This is a genomic window from Blautia sp. ZXY-1-C6, assembly GCF_056339875.1.
Genome location: NZ_JBWJVQ010000157.1, coordinates 26,663 through 45,545 on the forward strand (window position 1 = coordinate 26,663; position 18,883 = coordinate 45,545).

General features: G+C 42.2%; 12 protein-coding genes. 11 read left to right on the forward strand and 1 reads right to left on the reverse strand.

Translation table 11 applies throughout. The annotated features are described in order from the left end of the window. The first annotated feature begins 24 nt into the window (after positions 1-24). From AC075J_RS06910 to AC075J_RS06945, 8 genes are all read left to right on the forward strand, one after another. The gene (locus AC075J_RS06910) at positions 25-1,326 is read left to right on the forward strand and encodes a D-alanyl-D-alanine carboxypeptidase family protein (RefSeq protein WP_476390174.1); all 1,302 of its coding nucleotides are present in this window, start codon (positions 25-27) and stop codon (positions 1,324-1,326) included. 235 nt (positions 1,327-1,561) lie between these two features. Beyond that, positions 1,562-2,116: a dTDP-4-dehydrorhamnose 3,5-epimerase gene (rfbC, locus tag AC075J_RS06915; RefSeq protein ID WP_008706119.1), complete on the forward strand. Its 555-nt coding sequence runs from the start codon at positions 1,562-1,564 to the stop codon at positions 2,114-2,116. A 12-nt stretch (positions 2,117-2,128) separates the two neighbouring features. Continuing rightward, complete coding sequence (locus tag AC075J_RS06920; RefSeq protein ID WP_008706116.1) at positions 2,129-2,944, forward strand: ABC transporter permease; 816 nt, start codon at positions 2,129-2,131, stop codon at positions 2,942-2,944. Positions 2,945-3,055: 111 nt separating this feature from the next. Further along, positions 3,056-4,336: an ABC transporter ATP-binding protein gene (locus tag AC075J_RS06925; RefSeq protein ID WP_008706114.1), complete on the forward strand. Its 1,281-nt coding sequence runs from the start codon at positions 3,056-3,058 to the stop codon at positions 4,334-4,336. A 55-nt stretch (positions 4,337-4,391) separates the two neighbouring features. Further along, positions 4,392-6,584 (forward strand): class I SAM-dependent methyltransferase, encoded by a 2,193-nt coding sequence (locus tag AC075J_RS06930; RefSeq protein WP_343099494.1) that lies wholly within the window; start codon positions 4,392-4,394, stop codon positions 6,582-6,584. A 2-nt stretch (positions 6,585-6,586) separates the two neighbouring features. After that, positions 6,587-9,094 carry a glycosyltransferase family 2 protein gene (locus AC075J_RS06935; protein WP_343099495.1) on the forward strand — a complete coding sequence of 836 codons (2,508 nt, stop codon included), beginning with the start codon at positions 6,587-6,589 and terminating at the stop codon, positions 9,092-9,094. Position 9,095: 1 nt separating this feature from the next. After that, on the forward strand, positions 9,096-11,540 hold the full coding sequence (locus tag AC075J_RS06940) for a glycosyltransferase family 2 protein (RefSeq protein ID WP_055199723.1): 2,445 nt from the start codon (positions 9,096-9,098) through the stop codon (positions 11,538-11,540). Positions 11,541-11,558: 18 nt separating this feature from the next. Beyond that, positions 11,559-13,019: an ArnT family glycosyltransferase gene (locus AC075J_RS06945; RefSeq protein ID WP_476390175.1), complete on the forward strand. Its 1,461-nt coding sequence runs from the start codon at positions 11,559-11,561 to the stop codon at positions 13,017-13,019. Between the two features lie 97 nt (positions 13,020-13,116). Here AC075J_RS06945 and AC075J_RS06950 read toward each other — a convergent pair whose 3' ends face one another. Continuing rightward, on the reverse strand, positions 13,117-14,397 hold the full coding sequence (locus tag AC075J_RS06950; protein ID WP_243100024.1) for a D-alanyl-D-alanine carboxypeptidase family protein: 1,281 nt from the start codon (positions 14,395-14,397) through the stop codon (positions 13,117-13,119). Positions 14,398-14,561: 164 nt separating this feature from the next. On the opposite strand from AC075J_RS06950, the gene AC075J_RS06955 reads away from it, so the two are divergent. The 3 genes from AC075J_RS06955 to AC075J_RS06965 form a co-directional block, all read left to right on the forward strand. Next, a complete protein-coding gene (locus AC075J_RS06955) occupies positions 14,562-16,469 on the forward strand; it encodes a glycosyltransferase family 2 protein (RefSeq protein ID WP_476390176.1) in 1,908 nt (635 codons plus the stop codon). Continuing rightward, positions 16,451-17,407, forward strand: coding sequence for a glycosyltransferase family 2 protein (locus tag AC075J_RS06960; protein WP_008706107.1), 957 nt, complete (start codon positions 16,451-16,453; stop codon positions 17,405-17,407). Before AC075J_RS06955 ends, AC075J_RS06960 begins: the two co-directional genes overlap by 19 nt. Positions 17,408-17,490: 83 nt before the next feature. Continuing rightward, on the forward strand, positions 17,491-18,883 hold a 1,393-nt coding region (locus AC075J_RS06965), incomplete at its 3' end, for an undecaprenyl-phosphate glucose phosphotransferase (RefSeq protein ID WP_476390177.1).

Consider the following 18,883-nt stretch of genomic DNA (forward strand, 5'->3'; position numbering starts at 1 on the left):
AGACATATATTAAGAGGAAATATTATGAAAAAATGGAAATATTTATTAAAGGTTGTTATGGCTGTGGGAGTCATTGCAATGACTGCTGTTCAGATCTGCACTGCTGCGGAAGGAACTGCGCAGGCTGCTGTTTCAGAGGTTACACCCGTATCCATTTCAACTAATGAGATTTCAGGCTGGCCTGCAGGTCCTGAGATCACATCTGAGACAGGGGTACTGATGGATGCAGACAGCGGAACTCTTCTGTACAGCAAGGGCGGAGATGAAATCCGTTATCCGGCAAGTATTACCAAAATCATGACACTGCTTCTGGCGGTGGAGAACTGTTCCCTGAAAGAAGATGTTGTCTTTACGGAAACAGGAACACGTGATATCAGTTGGGATTCCGGCAATATTGGAATGCAGGTGGGAGAAGTGATGAGCATGAGAGCATGCCTTTATGCACTTGTGATCCGCTCTGCAAACGAGGTCGCAGCCCAGATTGCAGAACATGTAGGCGGCACAGAGCAGCACTTTGTAGATATGATGAATGAACGTGCGGCACAGATCGGATGCACGAATACACATTTTGTAAACGCCAGTGGTCTTCCGGATCCTGATCACTATTCTACTGCACATGACATGGCGTTGATCATGCGGGAAGGTCTGAAGAATAAAAAATTCCGCAGGATCATCGGTGCTACAGATTATACGATCAAACCTACGAACATGAACAGTGAGCCAAGGGTACTGCATACGCATCATCCGATGCTTGCCCCGGAGAGCAGTTATCATTATGATGGCTGTATTGGCGGCAAGACAGGATATACCAGTGAGGCCGGAAACACTCTTGTGACAGCAGCAGGGAAGAATGGAACTACCTATATTACAGTGACAATGAAGGCGGCAGACCTTGCAGTTGCCAGTACGGATTCCACAGCACTGTTCAACTATGGTTATCAAAATTTCACAAAAGCACAGGTAAATGGTGGAGAAGTATCAGTTCCAAACGGAGTGACTGTGGATAACCTGACTGTTCAGGAGAATTCACAGAATGGAAATACAGTAGATGATTACTATTATAATGATTATCTTTTGGGAAGCGTTGAAGTTCCGGAAGCTACACCTACACCGGAACCTGCAGTGGATGCCCTTTCTGATACATCCGGAGGAAATACGGATCAGGCGGATCAAAATGAGAAAGCAGATACTGTCGGAGAAGAAAAAACTTCTGCAGGCATGCCAAAGCTGCGAAAAATACTTCTGATCATAGGAGCGGCAATGCTTCTTCTTATTATTATTCTGAGTATTGCACTTGCAAAAAAGGAAAAAAGATATTATGGCTAAGTCTGCATACTATAGCAATCCTCTAAAATAATGCATCTTAATCCAGTCCATCAGAGTGTGAAATCCTGCGTCAGATATCTTTGCCGTGCGTCAGCACGCCTGCAGATATCTTCCTTGTCTTTCGCACGCTGCTGAACTGTCTTAAATGCATTATTTACGAGGATTGCTATGGGTGGATTTATGCGAACAGATATAACAGAAACACAGAGAAAGCTAAAGAAAAGAGGAAAATAAAATGGGAAAAATCAAAGTTACAGAATGTGGTGGAATTAAGGGATTAAAAGTGGTAGAACCTACAGTTTTCGGAGATGCCAGAGGATATTTCATGGAAACCTACAATTACAATGATTTCAAAGAAGCAGGAATTGATGTCGAATTTGTACAGGATAATCAGTCAAGCTCACATAAGGGTGTACTTCGCGGACTCCATTTCCAGATCAATTACCCACAGGATAAACTGGTACGTGTTGTAAATGGTGAGGTATTTGATGTGGCGGTAGATCTTCGTGAAGGTTCAGAAACATATGGAAAATGGTTTGGAGTCGTACTTTCTGCTGAAAACAAGAAACAGTTCTTCATTCCAAAAGGATTTGCACATGGTTTTCTTGTACTTTCCGAGCATGCGGAATTTGTTTACAAATGCTCTGATTTCTATCATCCAAATGATGAGGGCGGCCTGATCTGGAACGATCCGGATATCGGAGTTGAATGGCCGATTCCGGAAGGAATGGAATTAAGCTTTTCTGACAAAGATACCAAATGGGGAAGCTTTAAAGAGTACCGTAAATAGGAGAATGAGCGATTGAATACAATTTTTTCTTTACCGATGGATATTTATAAGAACAGACGGCTTGTTGCAAAGCTTGCAAAGAATGATTTCAAAACAAGATATGCAGGTTCTTATCTGGGAATTGTGTGGGCGTTTATCCAGCCTGTGATCACGATCCTGGTATACTGGTTTGTATTCTCTGTAGGTTTTCGTTCCGGAACAGGGGATCTGGGAGTTCCTTTTGTTCTTTATCTGGTAGCAGGTATTGTGCCATGGTTCTTTTTCCAGGATGCGCTGATAGGGGGGACAAATTCTCTGCTGGAATACAATTATCTGGTAAAAAAAGTCGTTTTTAATATCAGTGTGCTTCCGGTAGTCAAGATCATTTCTGCTATGTTTGTGCATGCATTCTTTGTGTTGTTTACGATCATCCTGTATGCAGCGTATGGGAAATTTCCTGATTTCTATTATCTGCAGATTATTTATTACAGTGTATGTGTGTTCATTCTGGTATTGGGCTTATCCTATGCCACAAGTGCAATCGTTATTTTTTTCAGAGATCTGACCCAGATCATCAACATTGTGCTTCAGGTAGGAGTCTGGCTGACTCCGATCATGTGGATCGTTGAGGCTTCACCTCTGATGGGACATCCTGTGATCATGAAGATCCTGAAACTGAATCCGATGTATTATATTGTTTCCGGATACAGAGATACATTCCTGATGAAAACCTGGTTTTGGGAACATGCAGGATGGACGGTCTATTTCTGGATATTTACAATTCTGTGTTTCCTGTTCGGAAGCTGGGTATTTAAACGTCTGCGCATTCATTTTGCAGATGTACTGTAACTAGTACAGCGAATATTAATATAGCAGAAACTTAATTTTCGCTGTACTGGTAAGCGTGAAATAAGTCAGAAGAAGATGAAAAACACAGGAACATAACAGAAAGGAAATCACGTGGAGAACAAGAAAGTAATTCAGGTGAAGGATCTCACCAAAATGTATAAATTATATGATAAGCCTTCGGACAGACTGAAAGAAGCGCTGGGGCTTACCAGAAAGAAACTTTATAAAGAGCATTATGCACTTCATGATGTAAATTTTGATATTTATGAAGGAGAATGCGTGGGAATTATCGGAACCAACGGTTCCGGTAAATCCACGATCTTAAAGATCATCACCGGTGTCCTGACTCCCACAGCAGGGGAAGTAAAGGTAGACGGACGAATTTCCGCGCTGCTGGAACTGGGAGCCGGATTTAACATGGAATATTCAGGTCTTGAGAATGTATACCTGAATGGAACCATGATCGGTTTTTCAAAAGAAGAGATTGATGCCAGACTGAATGATATTCTGGAATTTGCGGACATTGGAGACTTTATCCACCAGCCTGTAAAGACTTATTCCAGCGGTATGTTCGTGCGTCTGGCTTTTGCTGTTGCGATCAATATTGATCCGGAGATCCTGGTGGTAGATGAGGCGTTGTCTGTGGGCGACGTGTTCTTTCAGGCAAAATGTTATCACAAGTTTGAGGAATTTAAGAAACAGGGAAAGACGATCCTGTTTGTAAGTCATGATCTTGGAAGCGTTTCCAAGTATTGTGACAGAGTTATTCTTCTGAACAAAGGGGTAAAGATGGATGAAGGTTCACCAAAGCAGATGGTTGACCTGTACAAACAGCTTCTGGTAGGACAGAATCCTGTAAAACAGAATGAATCTGACGGTACAGAGCAGATTGTGGCAGAGGACAGTGAAGGACTGGGAGATTTTCAGGTAAATCCCAATATGCTGGAATATGGAAGCCGTATTGCTGAGATTACAGATTTCAGAGTCATTGATGATAAAGGAAGATGTTCCAATACTGTTGAAAAGGGAAGCTGCTTCAAAATTCGTATGAAAGTCCGGTTTAATGAAGAGATTCAGGAGCCGATCATGGCATACACATTTAAAAATATTCAGGGTACGGAAATCACAGGTACCAATACCATGTATGAAAATGCAAAGATAGAACACTCCGGAAAAGGGGATATATGTACTGTAACATTTACACAGAACATGAACCTTCAGGGCGGTGAGTATCTCCTGTCATTTGGATGTACAGGGTATAAAAACGGAGATTTTACGGTATTCCACAGACTTTATGACGCATGTAACATAACAGTTATTTCCAGTAAAAATACAGTTGGATTCTATGATATGGATTCAAAGGTGGAAGTACGGTGCGAAGAACAGGTCTGAGAATGTTATGATGACAAATATCAGTGCGAAAAAATAATCAGCGCGAGGACTATATATGGAAGAAAAAATCGGGAAAGTAATTCTGGATACCACGTGCTATCCGGGAAAAGATCTATACAGTGATGGTGCGATAGAGGATGAAATGCTTGCAATTTCCAGAGATTTTGCACCGGAAGAATTTAACAGAGTGATCAGTGAGAGAAAGAGCTGGCCAATTCTTTATCATTTTTCTCATATCAGGGAGAATATTCTGAGCTGGATTCCCTTTACAGGAGAAGAGAAGGTTCTGGAGATTGGTTCCGGATGTGGTGCTGTGACAGGAGCTCTCTGTGAAAGGGCGAAGGAAGTTACCTGCATCGAGCTTTCTATGAAAAGAAGTAAGATCAATGCATACAGACATCAGGATCAGGATAATCTTAAGATCCTTGTGGGAAACTTTCAGGAGATCGAGAAAAACCTTACTGAGAAATACGACTATATTACTTTGATCGGTGTATTTGAGTATGGAGAATCCTATATCCGGAGTGAGAATCCCTATGTGGACTTTCTCAGGATCATATCAAAGCATCTGAAGCCGGATGGAAAGATCATTCTGGCCATTGAGAACAGACTGGGACTGAAATACTGGGCCGGATGTACAGAGGACCATTTTGGAACTTTATTCGAAGGAATCCAGGGATACCCTAAAACAAAAGGGGTTAAAACTTTTTCAAGAAAAGAATTTAATGGAATTTTGGAGGAAGCAGGAAACTTAAAAGCCGACTGGTATTATCCATATCCGGATTACAAATTTCCAATGACTATTCATTCAGACAGACATCTCCCTGCAAGCGGAGAGCTGCATATGAGGGACTACAATTTTGACAGACTCCGTCTGGACCTGTTTCAGGAATCTCAAGTGTATAACACGCTTTTGAGCAATGATCTTTACCCGCAATTTGCCAATTCCTTTCTTCTTGTGATCGGAAAAGAACAGCCACAGACAGCACCGGTTTATGTGAAGTTTTCCAATGAGAGAGATCAGAAGCTCTCCATTTATACGGAAATCAGTGAAGCAGCAGATGGGCAGCTGACTGTGAAGAAAGTACCGTCACAGAAGAAAGCGGCAGCTCATGTACGGAATCTGGGAACTATCTGTGAAGAACTGACCGGAATGTATAAAGAAGAGAAAATAGAAGTAAACCGCTGCCGGCTCAAAGGTGACTGTGCGCAGCTGGAATATCTGACAGGTATCACCCTGGAAGATAAGCTGGATCATCTTCTGGAAGAAGGCAGAACAGAGGAACTGGAGAAATTATTCTTCTCTTATATACAGAAAGTAAAGAATATTCACGAGAAGAACCACTTTGAGAAAACACCGGAATTTGTAAGGGTATTTGGAAATGTAAACCTGCGTTCTGATCTGAAATGTACAGAAATATCCAATATTGATTTTGTTCCTGCAAATATTATCCTCTCTGAGAATAAAGTATCTGTGATCGACTATGAGTGGACCTTTGCATTTCCTGTACCTTCACAGTTCCTGGTTTACAGGATGATCTTTTACTATCTGGAACTGAATGACAAACGGGGAGTACTTAAAGAGCGGGATTTCTATGAGAAAGCAGGAATCCTGCCTGAAGATATAGAAGTTTATGTGGAGATGGAACATAATTTCCAGAAGTATATTCTGGGTGAGCATACAGCGATGAGAAATATGTATGCCCAGATCTCTCCGGGCCGGGTGGAAGTAGAAGATTATTACAGAGAAAAGAAACAGGAATCTCTGGAAATGCTTCAGATTTTCTGGGATAACGGAAAGAGCTTTAATGAGGCTGATTCTGTGAGATATCTGTTCAGAAACGGGAAAATTCAGACGGAGTTTGAACTTCCGGAGAATACCACAATGCTTCGCCTTGATCCGGGCGAAATGTCCAAGGGACTTAAAATTGTAAAGCTGACATGGGAAGATGAAAGTCAGGTAAAGTTTCACACAGATGGCTGTGAAGTGTCCTCCGGAGAATTCTATTTCGGCGGTGACGATCCGCAGATCATAGTAGATTCTGTTCCTGAGAACAGAAAGTCCATAAAGATTGAGATGGAGATCCTGGACCGGAAAACCACAGAAAAGAAATTCTGGAAAGTATATGCAGAGCAGAAAAGGGCAATGGAGCAGATGAGTCAGGAGCTTGCGCAGAAGAAAGCTCTGGTCGATCAGGTGGAAGGCAGTAAGGCATGGAAAGTGTATCGTGCCATCAAAAGGGTTTAGTTATGGGAAATATACTTTGGAGTGTAGATAAAAAAATATACAGTGACAAAGAAGATCATACTCTGGCCATTACCGGATGGGCGATAACCAGAGATCAGTCAGAATGTGAGTTCATTCTTTATGGCTCGGGAAAGGAACTTTCCGTTCCTGAACCTTCGCGTTGTGAAAGAGCGGATGTTGCCAAAGATTTAAAAGAAACAAAAGATATAAAAGAAGTGGGAAATGTCGGATTCACAGTAAAGATACCGGAAATTATAAAACTTGCAGAAGAACATGAGAAACTGCAGCTTGCGCTGAGAGCAGGAGATGAAAAAGAAATCATCTGGGAAGCCACAGCTGCAGAAGTGAAGGACTTTTGTGAGGAAAGTCTTATTGAATATCATATTGATGAGGAACAGATCACACAGGAGAGTATCCTGACAGTCAGAGGCTGGGTTGTAAACCAGCTGGAGCCGGATGAGATATTTGTACAGGGTACAGATGGGAAGGTTCTGGAATGTACGATCACCAGACAAAGACGTCCGGACGTGGAAGAGGCAAAGGGGATTTCCGAAGAAGAGAAAAGAAATCTGGGATTCAGTATTACTGTCAATCTGGAGAATACAAACGATCAGAATATCTGCATCTGTTTCAGGGGAAAAGATGTACAGAAAATTTATACTGTAAATGTAAAAAAAATAAAACGGGAAAATACCGGACTGTATCAGCAGATGAAACTGCTGTCTCTGAAGAACAGGCAGAAGAATCAGGAATATATAAAGAAAAACGGTATTGGAAGATTTATCCGTTATGTGAGAAATTCCCAGCTTAAGGACGGAGATCAGGATTATGAAGACTGGCTGAAAGATCATGTCGCATTCCGAAAGGAATTAAAAAGACAGAGAAATGCTGTTTTTTCTTATTCACCGCTGATCAGTATTGTGATGGTGGTGACGGATACAGATGAACAAAGGTTAAAAAGTGTGATCGATGCTTATACAGAACAGACCTATGGTAACTGGCAGCTGTGTCTTGCAGATGCATGTGAGGGAGAGGAAACAGGAGAGTTTCTGCGGAAAAAATATAAAAAAGAGATCCGCCTTTCCTACAAGAAGGTTACGGAAAACAACGGCATTTCGGGAAATCTTAATGCATCTCTGAAACTTGCAATGGGAGAGTATGTTCTGTTTGCCGGCCAGGAGATCATACCTGAACCTGATGCACTTTTTCAGATGGTCAAAGCGATCACAGAGAAAAAAGCGGATATGATCTATACAGATGAAGATGAGATCAGCGCAGACGGAAAACATTATTCTGAGCCGGAATTCAAGCCGGATTTCAATCTGTTCAGATTAAGGGAAAATAATTATATCGGACAGTTCTGGGCAATCCGGAAGGAAATTCTGGAACAGGCCGGAAAGTTTGATCCGGAATATGATGGTGCACAGGATTATGATATGCTCTTAAGATGCAGTGAGCAGGCAGAGAATATTGTGCATGTTCCAAAGATCCTCTGTCATTCCATGAAAGCAGAGAACCTGATCACAGAAGAACAGGAGAAGAAAAACTGGGAAGCAGGCAGAAAGGCACTGGAGGAGCATTACCGCAGGGCGGAGGTTTCTGCAACAGCGGAACTTGCAGACAAGAAGGGATGGTACAGAAGCCATCTGACTATTTCCGGCGAACCGATGATTTCTGTGATCATTCCAAGTAAAGATCACATTAATGATCTGGAACTGTGTATTTCATCCATAGAAGAGAAGACAACATGGAAGAATTACGAGATCATTATTGTTGAGAACAACAGTGTGGAAAAAGAAACCTTTGTATACTATGAGACACTGAAAAACAGATACCCAAATGTAAGGATCCTTACATGGAAAAAAGAATTCAATTATTCTGCGATCAATAATTTTGCAGTAAGAGAGGCACGGGGAGAATATCTGCTGTTTCTTAACAATGATGTGGAGATCATTACAGAGAACTGGCTTGAAGAAATGCTTCAGCTTTGTCAGCAAAAAGACGTGGGAATGGTCGGTGCGAAACTGTATTATCCGGATGATACCATTCAGCATGCAGGAGTGGTAGTTGGTCTTGGTGGAGTTGCCGCACATGTATTATGTAAACTTCCGCGGGATGCGGAAGGATATATGGGACGTCTGCGCTGTGTGCAGGAGATAAGTGCAGTCACTGCCGCCTGCATGATGGTAAAGACTTCTGTTTTTAAAGCAGTCGGAGGATTTGACGAGGAGCTGAAGGTTGCATTTAATGATATTGACCTCTGTATGAAAGTGAGAAAATATGGAGTGAAAATTGTATTCACACCGTATGCAGAACTGTATCATTATGAATCCAAATCCAGAGGAATGGAAGATACACCGGAGAAACAGCTGCGTTTTTCCAGAGAAGTAAACTGTTTCCGGAGAAAATGGGAAAGAGAGCTCCTGAAAGGAGATCCCTATTATAATCCCAATCTGACATTAAACAACACAGACTGTTCTCTGAGAAAACAGGAGAAGAACGGAGATTAACATGCCTAAGGAAATATTTGAAGTAGTAAGAGAAAGATTTCATTTATCAGACAGGACACAGTATATTGTGCAGGGACACTGGCCGAAAGATGCGGTGATGGAGGCATATCTGGATCAGCACAAACTGAAGGTGTCTGTGAAAGAAAATGAAAATGTAAGTGCACTGGAACGTTTTAAAGATCCGGAGAAAATGCAGGGAATACAGATTACGGCAACTGTTCAGATACCGGAAAATCTGGAGGGATATCATAAGCTTGTGATCTATGAGAAGTTTTCGGATAAAAAACATGTCTGGTTTTCCATCACTGCCGGTGAACTGGATAAAAAAAGAGATAAACCGCAGGTATATTTTGAAGAAGAGAGTGCAGAACAGGGAACTGTACGAATCAGAGGGTGGGCCATTGCACCGAAGCCTGTGACTGTCCGTATCTTTGATGCGGATAAAAAGCCGGTTGCCGCTGAAATCCAGAGAACAGACAGGGTGGATGTCAACCAGCTGTTTGAAGAAGCACAGGATCCGGGAAAGACAGGATTCTTCTCTGAGATCACCAACGTTTCGGGAAAATGCCTGTATGTAGTGTTTTATGCAGGCGAGAAGAAAACTGTACATGTGGTTCCTCTGAGAAAAGCTGATATTCTGGCAAAGAAATTAGACAAATATGTAGAAAAAGGAATCCGCTACTGGAAATCTCAGGGTGCGGCGGCTCTTGCTGAGAAGGTAGTGACAAAGGTTAAAAATGTACGTCAGGGACCGCCATCCTATCAGAAATGGATCAGACATCATCTGCCGGACAGGAACGAACTGGAGAAACAGAAGAAAACATCCTTTGGATACAGACCCAAGATTTCTTTTGTAGTACCGCTGTATAAGACACCGGAGAAATATCTCAGAAGACTGACAGAATCATTTCAGGAACAGACTTATTCAAACTGGGAACTTTGTTTCTCTGACGGAAGCGGCGCACAGTCACCGCTGACGGAATTGTTAAAAGAACTGACAGCGAAGGATAACAGAATTAAATACGTTTCTCATGAGGAGTCGCTTCAGATTTCAGAGAATACCAACAGTGCCATTGAAATTGCAACAGGTGATTTCATTGCCTTTGCAGACCATGATGATGAGCTGACGCCGAATGCATTATTTGAATGTGTGAAAGCAATAAATGAGAAACCGCAGACACTGGTGATCTACACAGATGAAGATAAGATGTCTATGGATGGACATAAATTCTTTCAGCCGCATTTTAAACCGGACTATAATCCGGATTTGCTGTGTACGGTCAATTATATCTGCCATCTGTTTGTGGTATCACGAAAAGTAATTGAAAAAGTTGGCGGGCTGCGAAGTGAGTTTGACGGTGCACAGGATTATGATTTTGTGTTACGCTGTGTGGAAGCAGTAAAGGATGAAGAAATCTGTCATATTCCAAAAATCCTGTATCACTGGCGTTGCCATGAGGACTCCACAGCAGAGAATCCCGAGAGCAAGCTTTATGCCTTTGAAGCCGGAAGACGTGCAGTACAGGCTCACTATGAGAGAACAGGAATCCACGCAGAGGTTTTTAAGGGTGAATATCTGGGGCTGTACAGAACGAAGTTTATCAGAGATCATGATCCGCTGATTTCTATTATTATTCCGAATAAAGACCATATTGATGATCTGAAGAGATGTATGGAATCCATTGAACAGAAATCTACGTACAAAAATTATGAGTACATTATTGTAGAGAATAACAGTACAGATTCTGCTACTTTTGAATATTACAAAAAACTGGAGGCAGAGAATCCGAAGGTTCGCATGGTATACTGGGACGGAGTCTTTAACTATTCTGCCATTAATAATTATGGTGCATCTTTTGCAAAGGGTGAGTATCTGCTTCTGCTTAACAATGATACAGAGATCATTAATCCGGACTGTCTGGAAGAACTCCTGGGTTATTGCATGCGTAAAGATGTAGGCGCAGTGGGTGCAAGACTTTATTATGAGGATGATACGATCCAGCATGCAGGTGTTGTGATCGGTTTTGGCGGAATTGCAGGACACTGTTTTGTCCAGCAGAAGAGAGGTACCACCGGATATTGTCACAGAATTATCTGTGCACAGGATTACAGTGCGGTTACAGCTGCCTGCATGATGGTGAAGAAATCTGCATTTGATGCAGTGGGAGGACTTTCAGAGGAACTGGCTGTTGCATTTAATGATATTGATTTCTGCATGAAGCTGAGAAAGGCGGAATATCTGATCGTGTATAATCCATATGCGGAATTATACCATTATGAATCCAAATCCAGAGGCCTTGAGGATACTCCGGAAAAAGTGGCACGATTTAACAAAGAAATTGCCACCTTTGAGAAAAAATGGCCGGAGATCCTGGAGAACGGAGATCCTTATTATAACCCCAATCTCACTCTGAAGAGCCAGGACTTTTCTCTGAAAAGAATCTGAAGATGAAATTGCTATAAAATGAATGTGAAAGAAGATATGTTAAAGAAAAAGAAAGAGATCAATGAAAAAACAGAAATTTTCATTTTTGTATTTCTGGCGTTTATCCTGCTGACAACCTGGGCGATGACACAGCCTTTTAATTCAGGGCCGGATGAACAGATGAGATATTATGTTGCAGATTACATTTATAAACACCATGGAGCTCTTCCGGGGGGAGATGATCCGGCTGTCAGGAATAAAGTGTGGGGAATTTCCTATGCATATTATCCGGTTGTATCTTATATGGTGTCTGCATTATTTATGAGAATATCCCGGCTTTTTGCAGATCCGGGATACTCCATGTTCAAAATTGCACGTATGGCAGATGTACTGTTTGTCACAGGTGCAGTATATTTTGTTGTAAAAGCTTCGGGCAAACTGTTTCCGAAAGAAAAATATTCCAGAGAAGTTAGATGGCTGTTTGCAGCACTGGCAGGATTTATGCCGCAGGCAATCTTTGTGGGAACTTATGTGAATACAGACTCACTGGCACTGCTGGCAGCAGCCATGATCCTGTATGCATGGGCCTCTTATCTGAGAGAAGACTGGACATGGAAAAACTGTATACTCCTTGCAGTGGGAATGGCCGTATGTGCATTGTCTTATTATAATGCATACGGTTGGATACTCTGCAGTTTTTTCTTCTTCTGTTTTACGGTATTACTCTGCAGAGAAGAAGCTTTTTCACAGAGAGTTCGTTTCCTTTTCAGCAGAGGAGCAGTGATCGCAGCAGTTACTTTAGTTCTCTGCGGCTGGTGGTTCATCCGTAACGCAGTTTTGTATAACGGAGATTTCCTGGGAAGGAAATCCTGTGCGGAATGTGCTGAGAAATATGCTCAGAAGGATTACAGACCTTCACTGTATCCGACTCCTGCAAAACTGGGATGGAACTGGAAGGATATTATCCTTTATCAGGATCCGGGCTGGTGTCATAACTGGATTCTGACAGTGTGTGTAAGTTTCATCGGTACTTTTGGACTGATGGAAATTTATATGCCATATACAGTCAGCAAACTGTATATGCTGTTCTTTGCTGTTGGGATCATCAGTGTATTTTTTGTAAAAGAGACATTTGATCTGAAAAAGAAAATATATGTTGTACAGCGGAAAGCAGTCGGAAATGACAGATGGAAGATCAAAACAAAGGTGATATCCCGAGAGTGGAATAAAGAAGGTATTTTCCATTTGATGATGGTATTTCTGATTATGATTCCGGTATTTCTGTTTCTGTATTATGTTTATTACAGTGATAATCAGCCACAGGGAAGATATCTTATGCCTGCATTATATCCTCTGATGTACTTTGTTACGCTGGGCTGGAATAATATTCTGACAAAAACAGTGAAAAATGAAAAGGTGCGGAGTCTGATATACAGAGTACTGACTGTACTGCTGGTGATTTCGCCATTTGCCTGCTGGGCATTTTTAATCTTGCCTTAAAAGAAATAAAGGGACTGCCGCATGAAAAGCTTTTGCGGAAGTCCCTTAAATTTATCTATCAAAGAAATGGTTACTGTCTGGTATTCAGAAGTATGCTTCAGGATTTGATCACTTTGATCATCAGGAACAGGAAAAACAGCAGGAATGCTGCCCCGATCGCCCCGATGATATAATAAGGAGCAGTTGTATGGGAAGCAGAATATGCCTGTGCTGCTTCCATATTCTTCTGACCGGTTACTGCGGCATCATTTGTCTGCTGCTCTGCGTCTTCCAGAATCGCAGTTCCTACAGGAGTTCCTCCAAAGTAATACTGGCGTGTGATCTGTCCGTCAGAAGAAGTATCTTCTGTGGTCAGATTATCTTCTGTGGCACCGTTTGGTGCAATGACTGTACCACCGGAAAGACGGTTAAAATCATCGTCTGCGATGGTAAGGGGTGCAAAATTGTCAAAACCATAATTGAGAAGCGCGATCGCTTCATCATCGGTAACACCGGATGCGCCATTTAATACAATGCATACCAGTTTCATGTTATTTTTGGAAGCTTCACATACCAGGGTACTTCCGGAAGCTTCTGTGTACCCTTCCTTACCGCCGATACAGGGTTCATAATAACCGTCGCTGGCGCTGTTGATCATGGTAAAATTGTTTGTAAGTACACGTTCACCGCCGGAAACATTTGTTGCCGGAAGTGTATAGGAAGTAGTTGCTGCAATGGTGCGGAAAGTGTCATTTGCCATAGCTGCTTCCATGATCAGAGCCATATCATGGGCGGTGATATGCTGGTTTTCATCAGGAAGACCGGTAGGATTGGTAAAGACAGTATTGGTGCAGCCAAGTTCCTGTGCCCGGGTATTCATTGTCTGTACAAAAGCATCCACAGAACCTCCCACATGTTCAGCTACCTGCAGTGCGATATCATTGGCAGAGGCAACCATGATGGCATATAAACATTGTTCCATGGTGAAAACCTCATCTAACTGTGAGGAAATATTGGCTCCTCCGTCAGTAACACCGGAAACACCGGTTGCAGTCATGGTTATCTGTTCATCCAGGCTGCTGTTCTCAAGAGCAACCAGGCAGGTCATGATCTTGACTGCGCTTGCAGGGTAAAGAGGCTGATCTGCATTTTTGGAATACAGGACTGTGTTAGTGGAAGTTTCCATTACAATTGCTGCGGCAGACGAAATATCGGAAGCCTGGGGCCATCCGTCGATACCGTTGGTGACTACGACAGACGGATCTGCTGTCTGTGCGGCGGCATCTGTATTCTGGGCTGTTTCTTCAGCAGCAGATACCGGAAACTGTGAAAACATGGTGACAGCACCAAGTCCCAGAGCCAGCAGGGCTGCAGTGATTCTTTTTTTCTTTATCATCATGGTATATAATACTCCTGTGCATAAAAATGTTGAAAAGTAACTGTTCATTGTATGTGAACAGTAACCATAAAAACAATAACAGTATAACACATTTCTCTCCTTTCTTGCAAAAAATATCATACAATGTTAAAATAAAAAATCATAGTAAAAATCGAGGTTATCATATGAGTAAAAAACCATCTGCAGGAGGAAAAATCCAGTGGACGAAAATGTTCAGGAAGCTTTCCCCCTATACGATCCGGAAAGGGTTCCGCTACATGAAGCATTATGGACCAAAGGAATTCTGGATCAGGCTGCATGAACGTTTTGAACCGGAAGAAGTACCATATGGTCCATGGTACCGGGCTTACATTCCGACGGAGGAAACACTGGAAACACAGAGGAAACAGAAATTTGATTATTCACCGCTGATCAGCATTGCAGTTCCGGCTTATCAGACACCTGTAGAATTTTTGAGACAGATGATAGAATCACTGATCGTTCAGACTTATTCAAACTGGGAGCTGTGTATCGTAAATGCAAGTCCTGACAATGAGGAGATGCAGAAAGTACTGGCAGAATATTCAGCCGGAGATTCCCGGGTAAGATTCTGCAATCTTAAAGAGAACCTTGGCATTGCAGAGAACACAAACCGCGCGTTTGCAATGGCAAAAGGTGAATTTGTGGGGCTTCTTGACCATGATGACCTGCTGGCACCCAATGCATTATATGAGATCGTGAAAATACTGCAGGATCATCCGCAGGCAGATGCGCTTTATACAGACGAGGATAAGGTTACAACAGAACTGGACGAGCATTTTCAGCCACATCTGAAACCGGATTTTAATCTGGATCTCCTGCGTTCCAATAATTATATCTGCCACTTTTTTGTAGTGCGAAAGAGTATTGTAGAAAAGGCCGGAGGTTTCCGAAAAGAATTCGACGGAGCTCAGGATTACGATTTTATCTTCCGCTGTACGGAGAATGCCGGAGAGGTTTTACATGTTTCGGAAATCCTGTATCACTGGAGAACACACAAAGCCTCCACTGCAGATAATCCTGCCAGTAAAATGTACGCATTTGAAGCCGGCAAGAGAGCAATAGAAGCTCATCTTGAGAGAACAGGTACAAAAGGCGAGGTAAGCCATACACAGGATCTGGGCTTTTACCGGGTGAAATATCCGGTGCAGGGAAAACCTCTGGTGTCTGTTATCATACCAAACAAAGACGAGAAAGAGACTCTTCAGACCTGTCTGGAAATGCTGGAGAAGAATACCGGTTATCAGAATTTTGAAATCATAATCGTGGAGAATAACAGTACCACTGATGAGATTTTCCGATATTATAAAGAGCTTTCCAGAAACCGGAAGATCCATCTTTTGAGATGGGGAAAAGAATTTAATTATTCTGCCATCAATAACTTTGCTGCGGCGCATGCAAAGGGAGAATATCTGCTTTTCCTGAATAATGATGTAAAATCCATCAATCCGGACTGGCTGGAAGAAATGCTTGGAGTGTGTCAGCGTCCGGAAGTGGGCGGTGTCGGAGCAAAGCTCATTTATCCGGATAATACGATCCAGCATGCAGGATGTGTGATCGGAATGGGCGGTATTGCGGGGCATATGTTCGTAGATATGCCTGCGGACTGTACTGGCTATCTGCATAAGGCATCCCTTCTTCAGGATATGAGTGCAGTGACTGCCGCCTGTCTGTTGATGAAGAAAGAGGTTTTTGAGCAGGCAGGAGGATTTACAGAAGAACTGGCTGTGGCATTTAATGATGTGGATCTTTGCCTGAAAGTAAGAAAAAACGGCTATCTGATCGTATATGATCCCTATGCGAAGCTTTATCATATGGAATCAAAGACCAGAGGAGCTGAGGACAGCAAGGAGAAAGTGCGCCGTTTTCAGACGGAGATTGAATATATGCGATGTCACTGGATAGACATTCTCAAAAACGGAGATCCCTGTTATAACAAAAACCTGTCTCTTACCAAATGGAATTATTCTCTGAAGCCAATCCTGGGAATGGAGACAGAAGCAGGACAGAAAAAAGAGAAGACAGGGAGGAAATCATGCAGGAAGTATCAGTGATCATTCCGAATTTTAATGGGATGGCTTATCTGGATGGCGTACTTGCAGGTCTGGAGTGTCAGACTGTAAGCAATTTTGATGTAATTCTTGTGGATAATGGATCCAATGACGGAAGCTGTGCTTTTGTTGCTGCAAGGTATCCATGGGTCCATCTGATCGAACTGCCGGAGAATTTCGGATTCTGTAAAGCGGTCAATGAAGGGATCAGAGCATCACGCTCACCTTATGTACTGCTTTTAAACAATGATATTGAAGTAACGGAGAATTTTATAGAAGAAATGCTGTCAGCCATCAAAAGGCATCCCAAAGCTTTCTCCTGTGCTGCCAGAATGATTCAGTTTCATGACAGGGACAGGCTGGATGATGCAGGAAACTATTACTGCGCTCTTGGATGGGCTTATGCGAGAGGTAAAGGGAAAGATATCCATACCTATGAAAAGGAAGAGAAGATTTTTGCTTCCTGCGCAGGAGCTGCTATTTACAGAAAGAAGATCTTTGATGAACTGGGATATTTTGACGAAGAACATTTTGCATATCTGGAGGACATGGACGTGGGATACCGGGCCAGGATCTACGGATATGAAAACTGGTATGCACCTGATGCCATGGTATACCATGTGGGAAGCGGTACCAGCGGATCCAGATATAATCAGTTCAAGATCCGGTATTCTTCCAGAAATAATATTTATCTGATATACAAAAATATGCCGGTGTTACAGATTATTATCAATCTTCCGTTTCTTGTTGCAGGATTTGGAATCAAAATTCTGTTTTTTACGCTGAAAGGATTCGGAAGAGAGTATATTGCGGGAATTAAGAATGGATTCCAGATCAGTAAAAAAAATCATAAAATACCTTTTAAATTTCAAAATCTGTCAAACTATTTTAGGATTCAAGTTGAATTGTGGGTGAATATCTTCAGGCGTTTGTGCGGATGATAAGAAAGAAAGATAAATTTTTATTGCTTTTATAAAACAACTATTATAATATAGAAACGATAAAAAAATGAGGTGACAAAAGATTGCTAAAGGACAATGAAAAGAATTTCAGTCGTCTCCATATGATCATTGATGCAATTGTACTGGTACTGTCATATTTTCTGGCATGGCTGATCCGTTTTGTTGGTCCTATGGCAGCAACAGCAGTCAGAACCAGAAGCTTTCAGCAGTATATGCTGATGCTGGTTTTTATTGTACCGGTTTATCTGTTGTTGTATCAGGCTTTCACATTGTATACTCCCATGCGGATGCAGGGGCGTCGGCTTGTATTGGCTAATATTGTAAAGGCCAACTCGCTTGGGCTCCTTATTCTGATGTTTACATTTTACATGATAGATGAGAGCGATTTTTCCCGTTCTACTTATATTATGTTTTATGTAATCAATATTGTGCTTCAGTGGTGTGCCCGAATGTTGATTTTCGCTCTTCTGAGAGATATGAGAGAGAAGGGACTGAATCAGAAACAGATGATCTGTGTGGGATACAGCCGCGCAGCAGAGGAATACATTGACAGAGTTCTTGCCAATCCTCAGTGGGGATATGTGATCCGCGGAATACTGGATGACAATGTTCCGGCAGGAACAGAGTACAAGGGAATCAAAGTTCTTGGAAGGATTGCCAATCTGAATATAATACTTCCGGAGAACCGGCTGGATGAAATAGCGATCACTCTGGGCTTAAGTGAATATTACCGCCTGGAAGAGATTGTAGCACTGTGTGAAAAGTCCGGGGTACACACCAAGTTTATTCCGGATTATAATAAGATCATTCCGACAAAACCATATACAGAAGACATACTGGGACTTCCGGTTATCAATATCCGTTATGTACCGTTGAACAATACATTCAATGCACTGGTCAAGCGGGCGATGGACATTGCAGGATCTATTGTTGGAATCATAGTAACCTCACCGCTGATGCTGTTAATGTGTGCTATCATTAAGCTGACATCACCGGGACCACTGATCTATAAACAGGAGAGGGTTGGACTTCATAACCAGACTTTTCGGATGTACAAGTTCCGTTCCATGGAAGTACAGCCGGAATCGGAAGAGAAGAAGGCATGGACAGTAAAGAATGACCCAAGAGTAACACCCATCGGAAAGTTTATGCGTCACACCAGTATTGATGAACTGCCACAGCTTTTCAACATACTGAAGGGTAACATGAGTCTTGTGGGACCACGACCGGAGCGTCCGTTTTTTGTAGAGAAATTCAGAGAAGAAATCCCGAGATATATGGTGAAACATCAGGTTCGCCCGGGACTTACCGGCTGGGCTCAGGTGAATGGTTATCGCGGAGACACATCCATAAGAAAAAGAATCGAATATGACCTTTATTACATTGAAAACTGGAGCATAGGGCTGGATATCAAGATTATATTCCTTACATTTTTCAAGGGATTTATAAACAAAA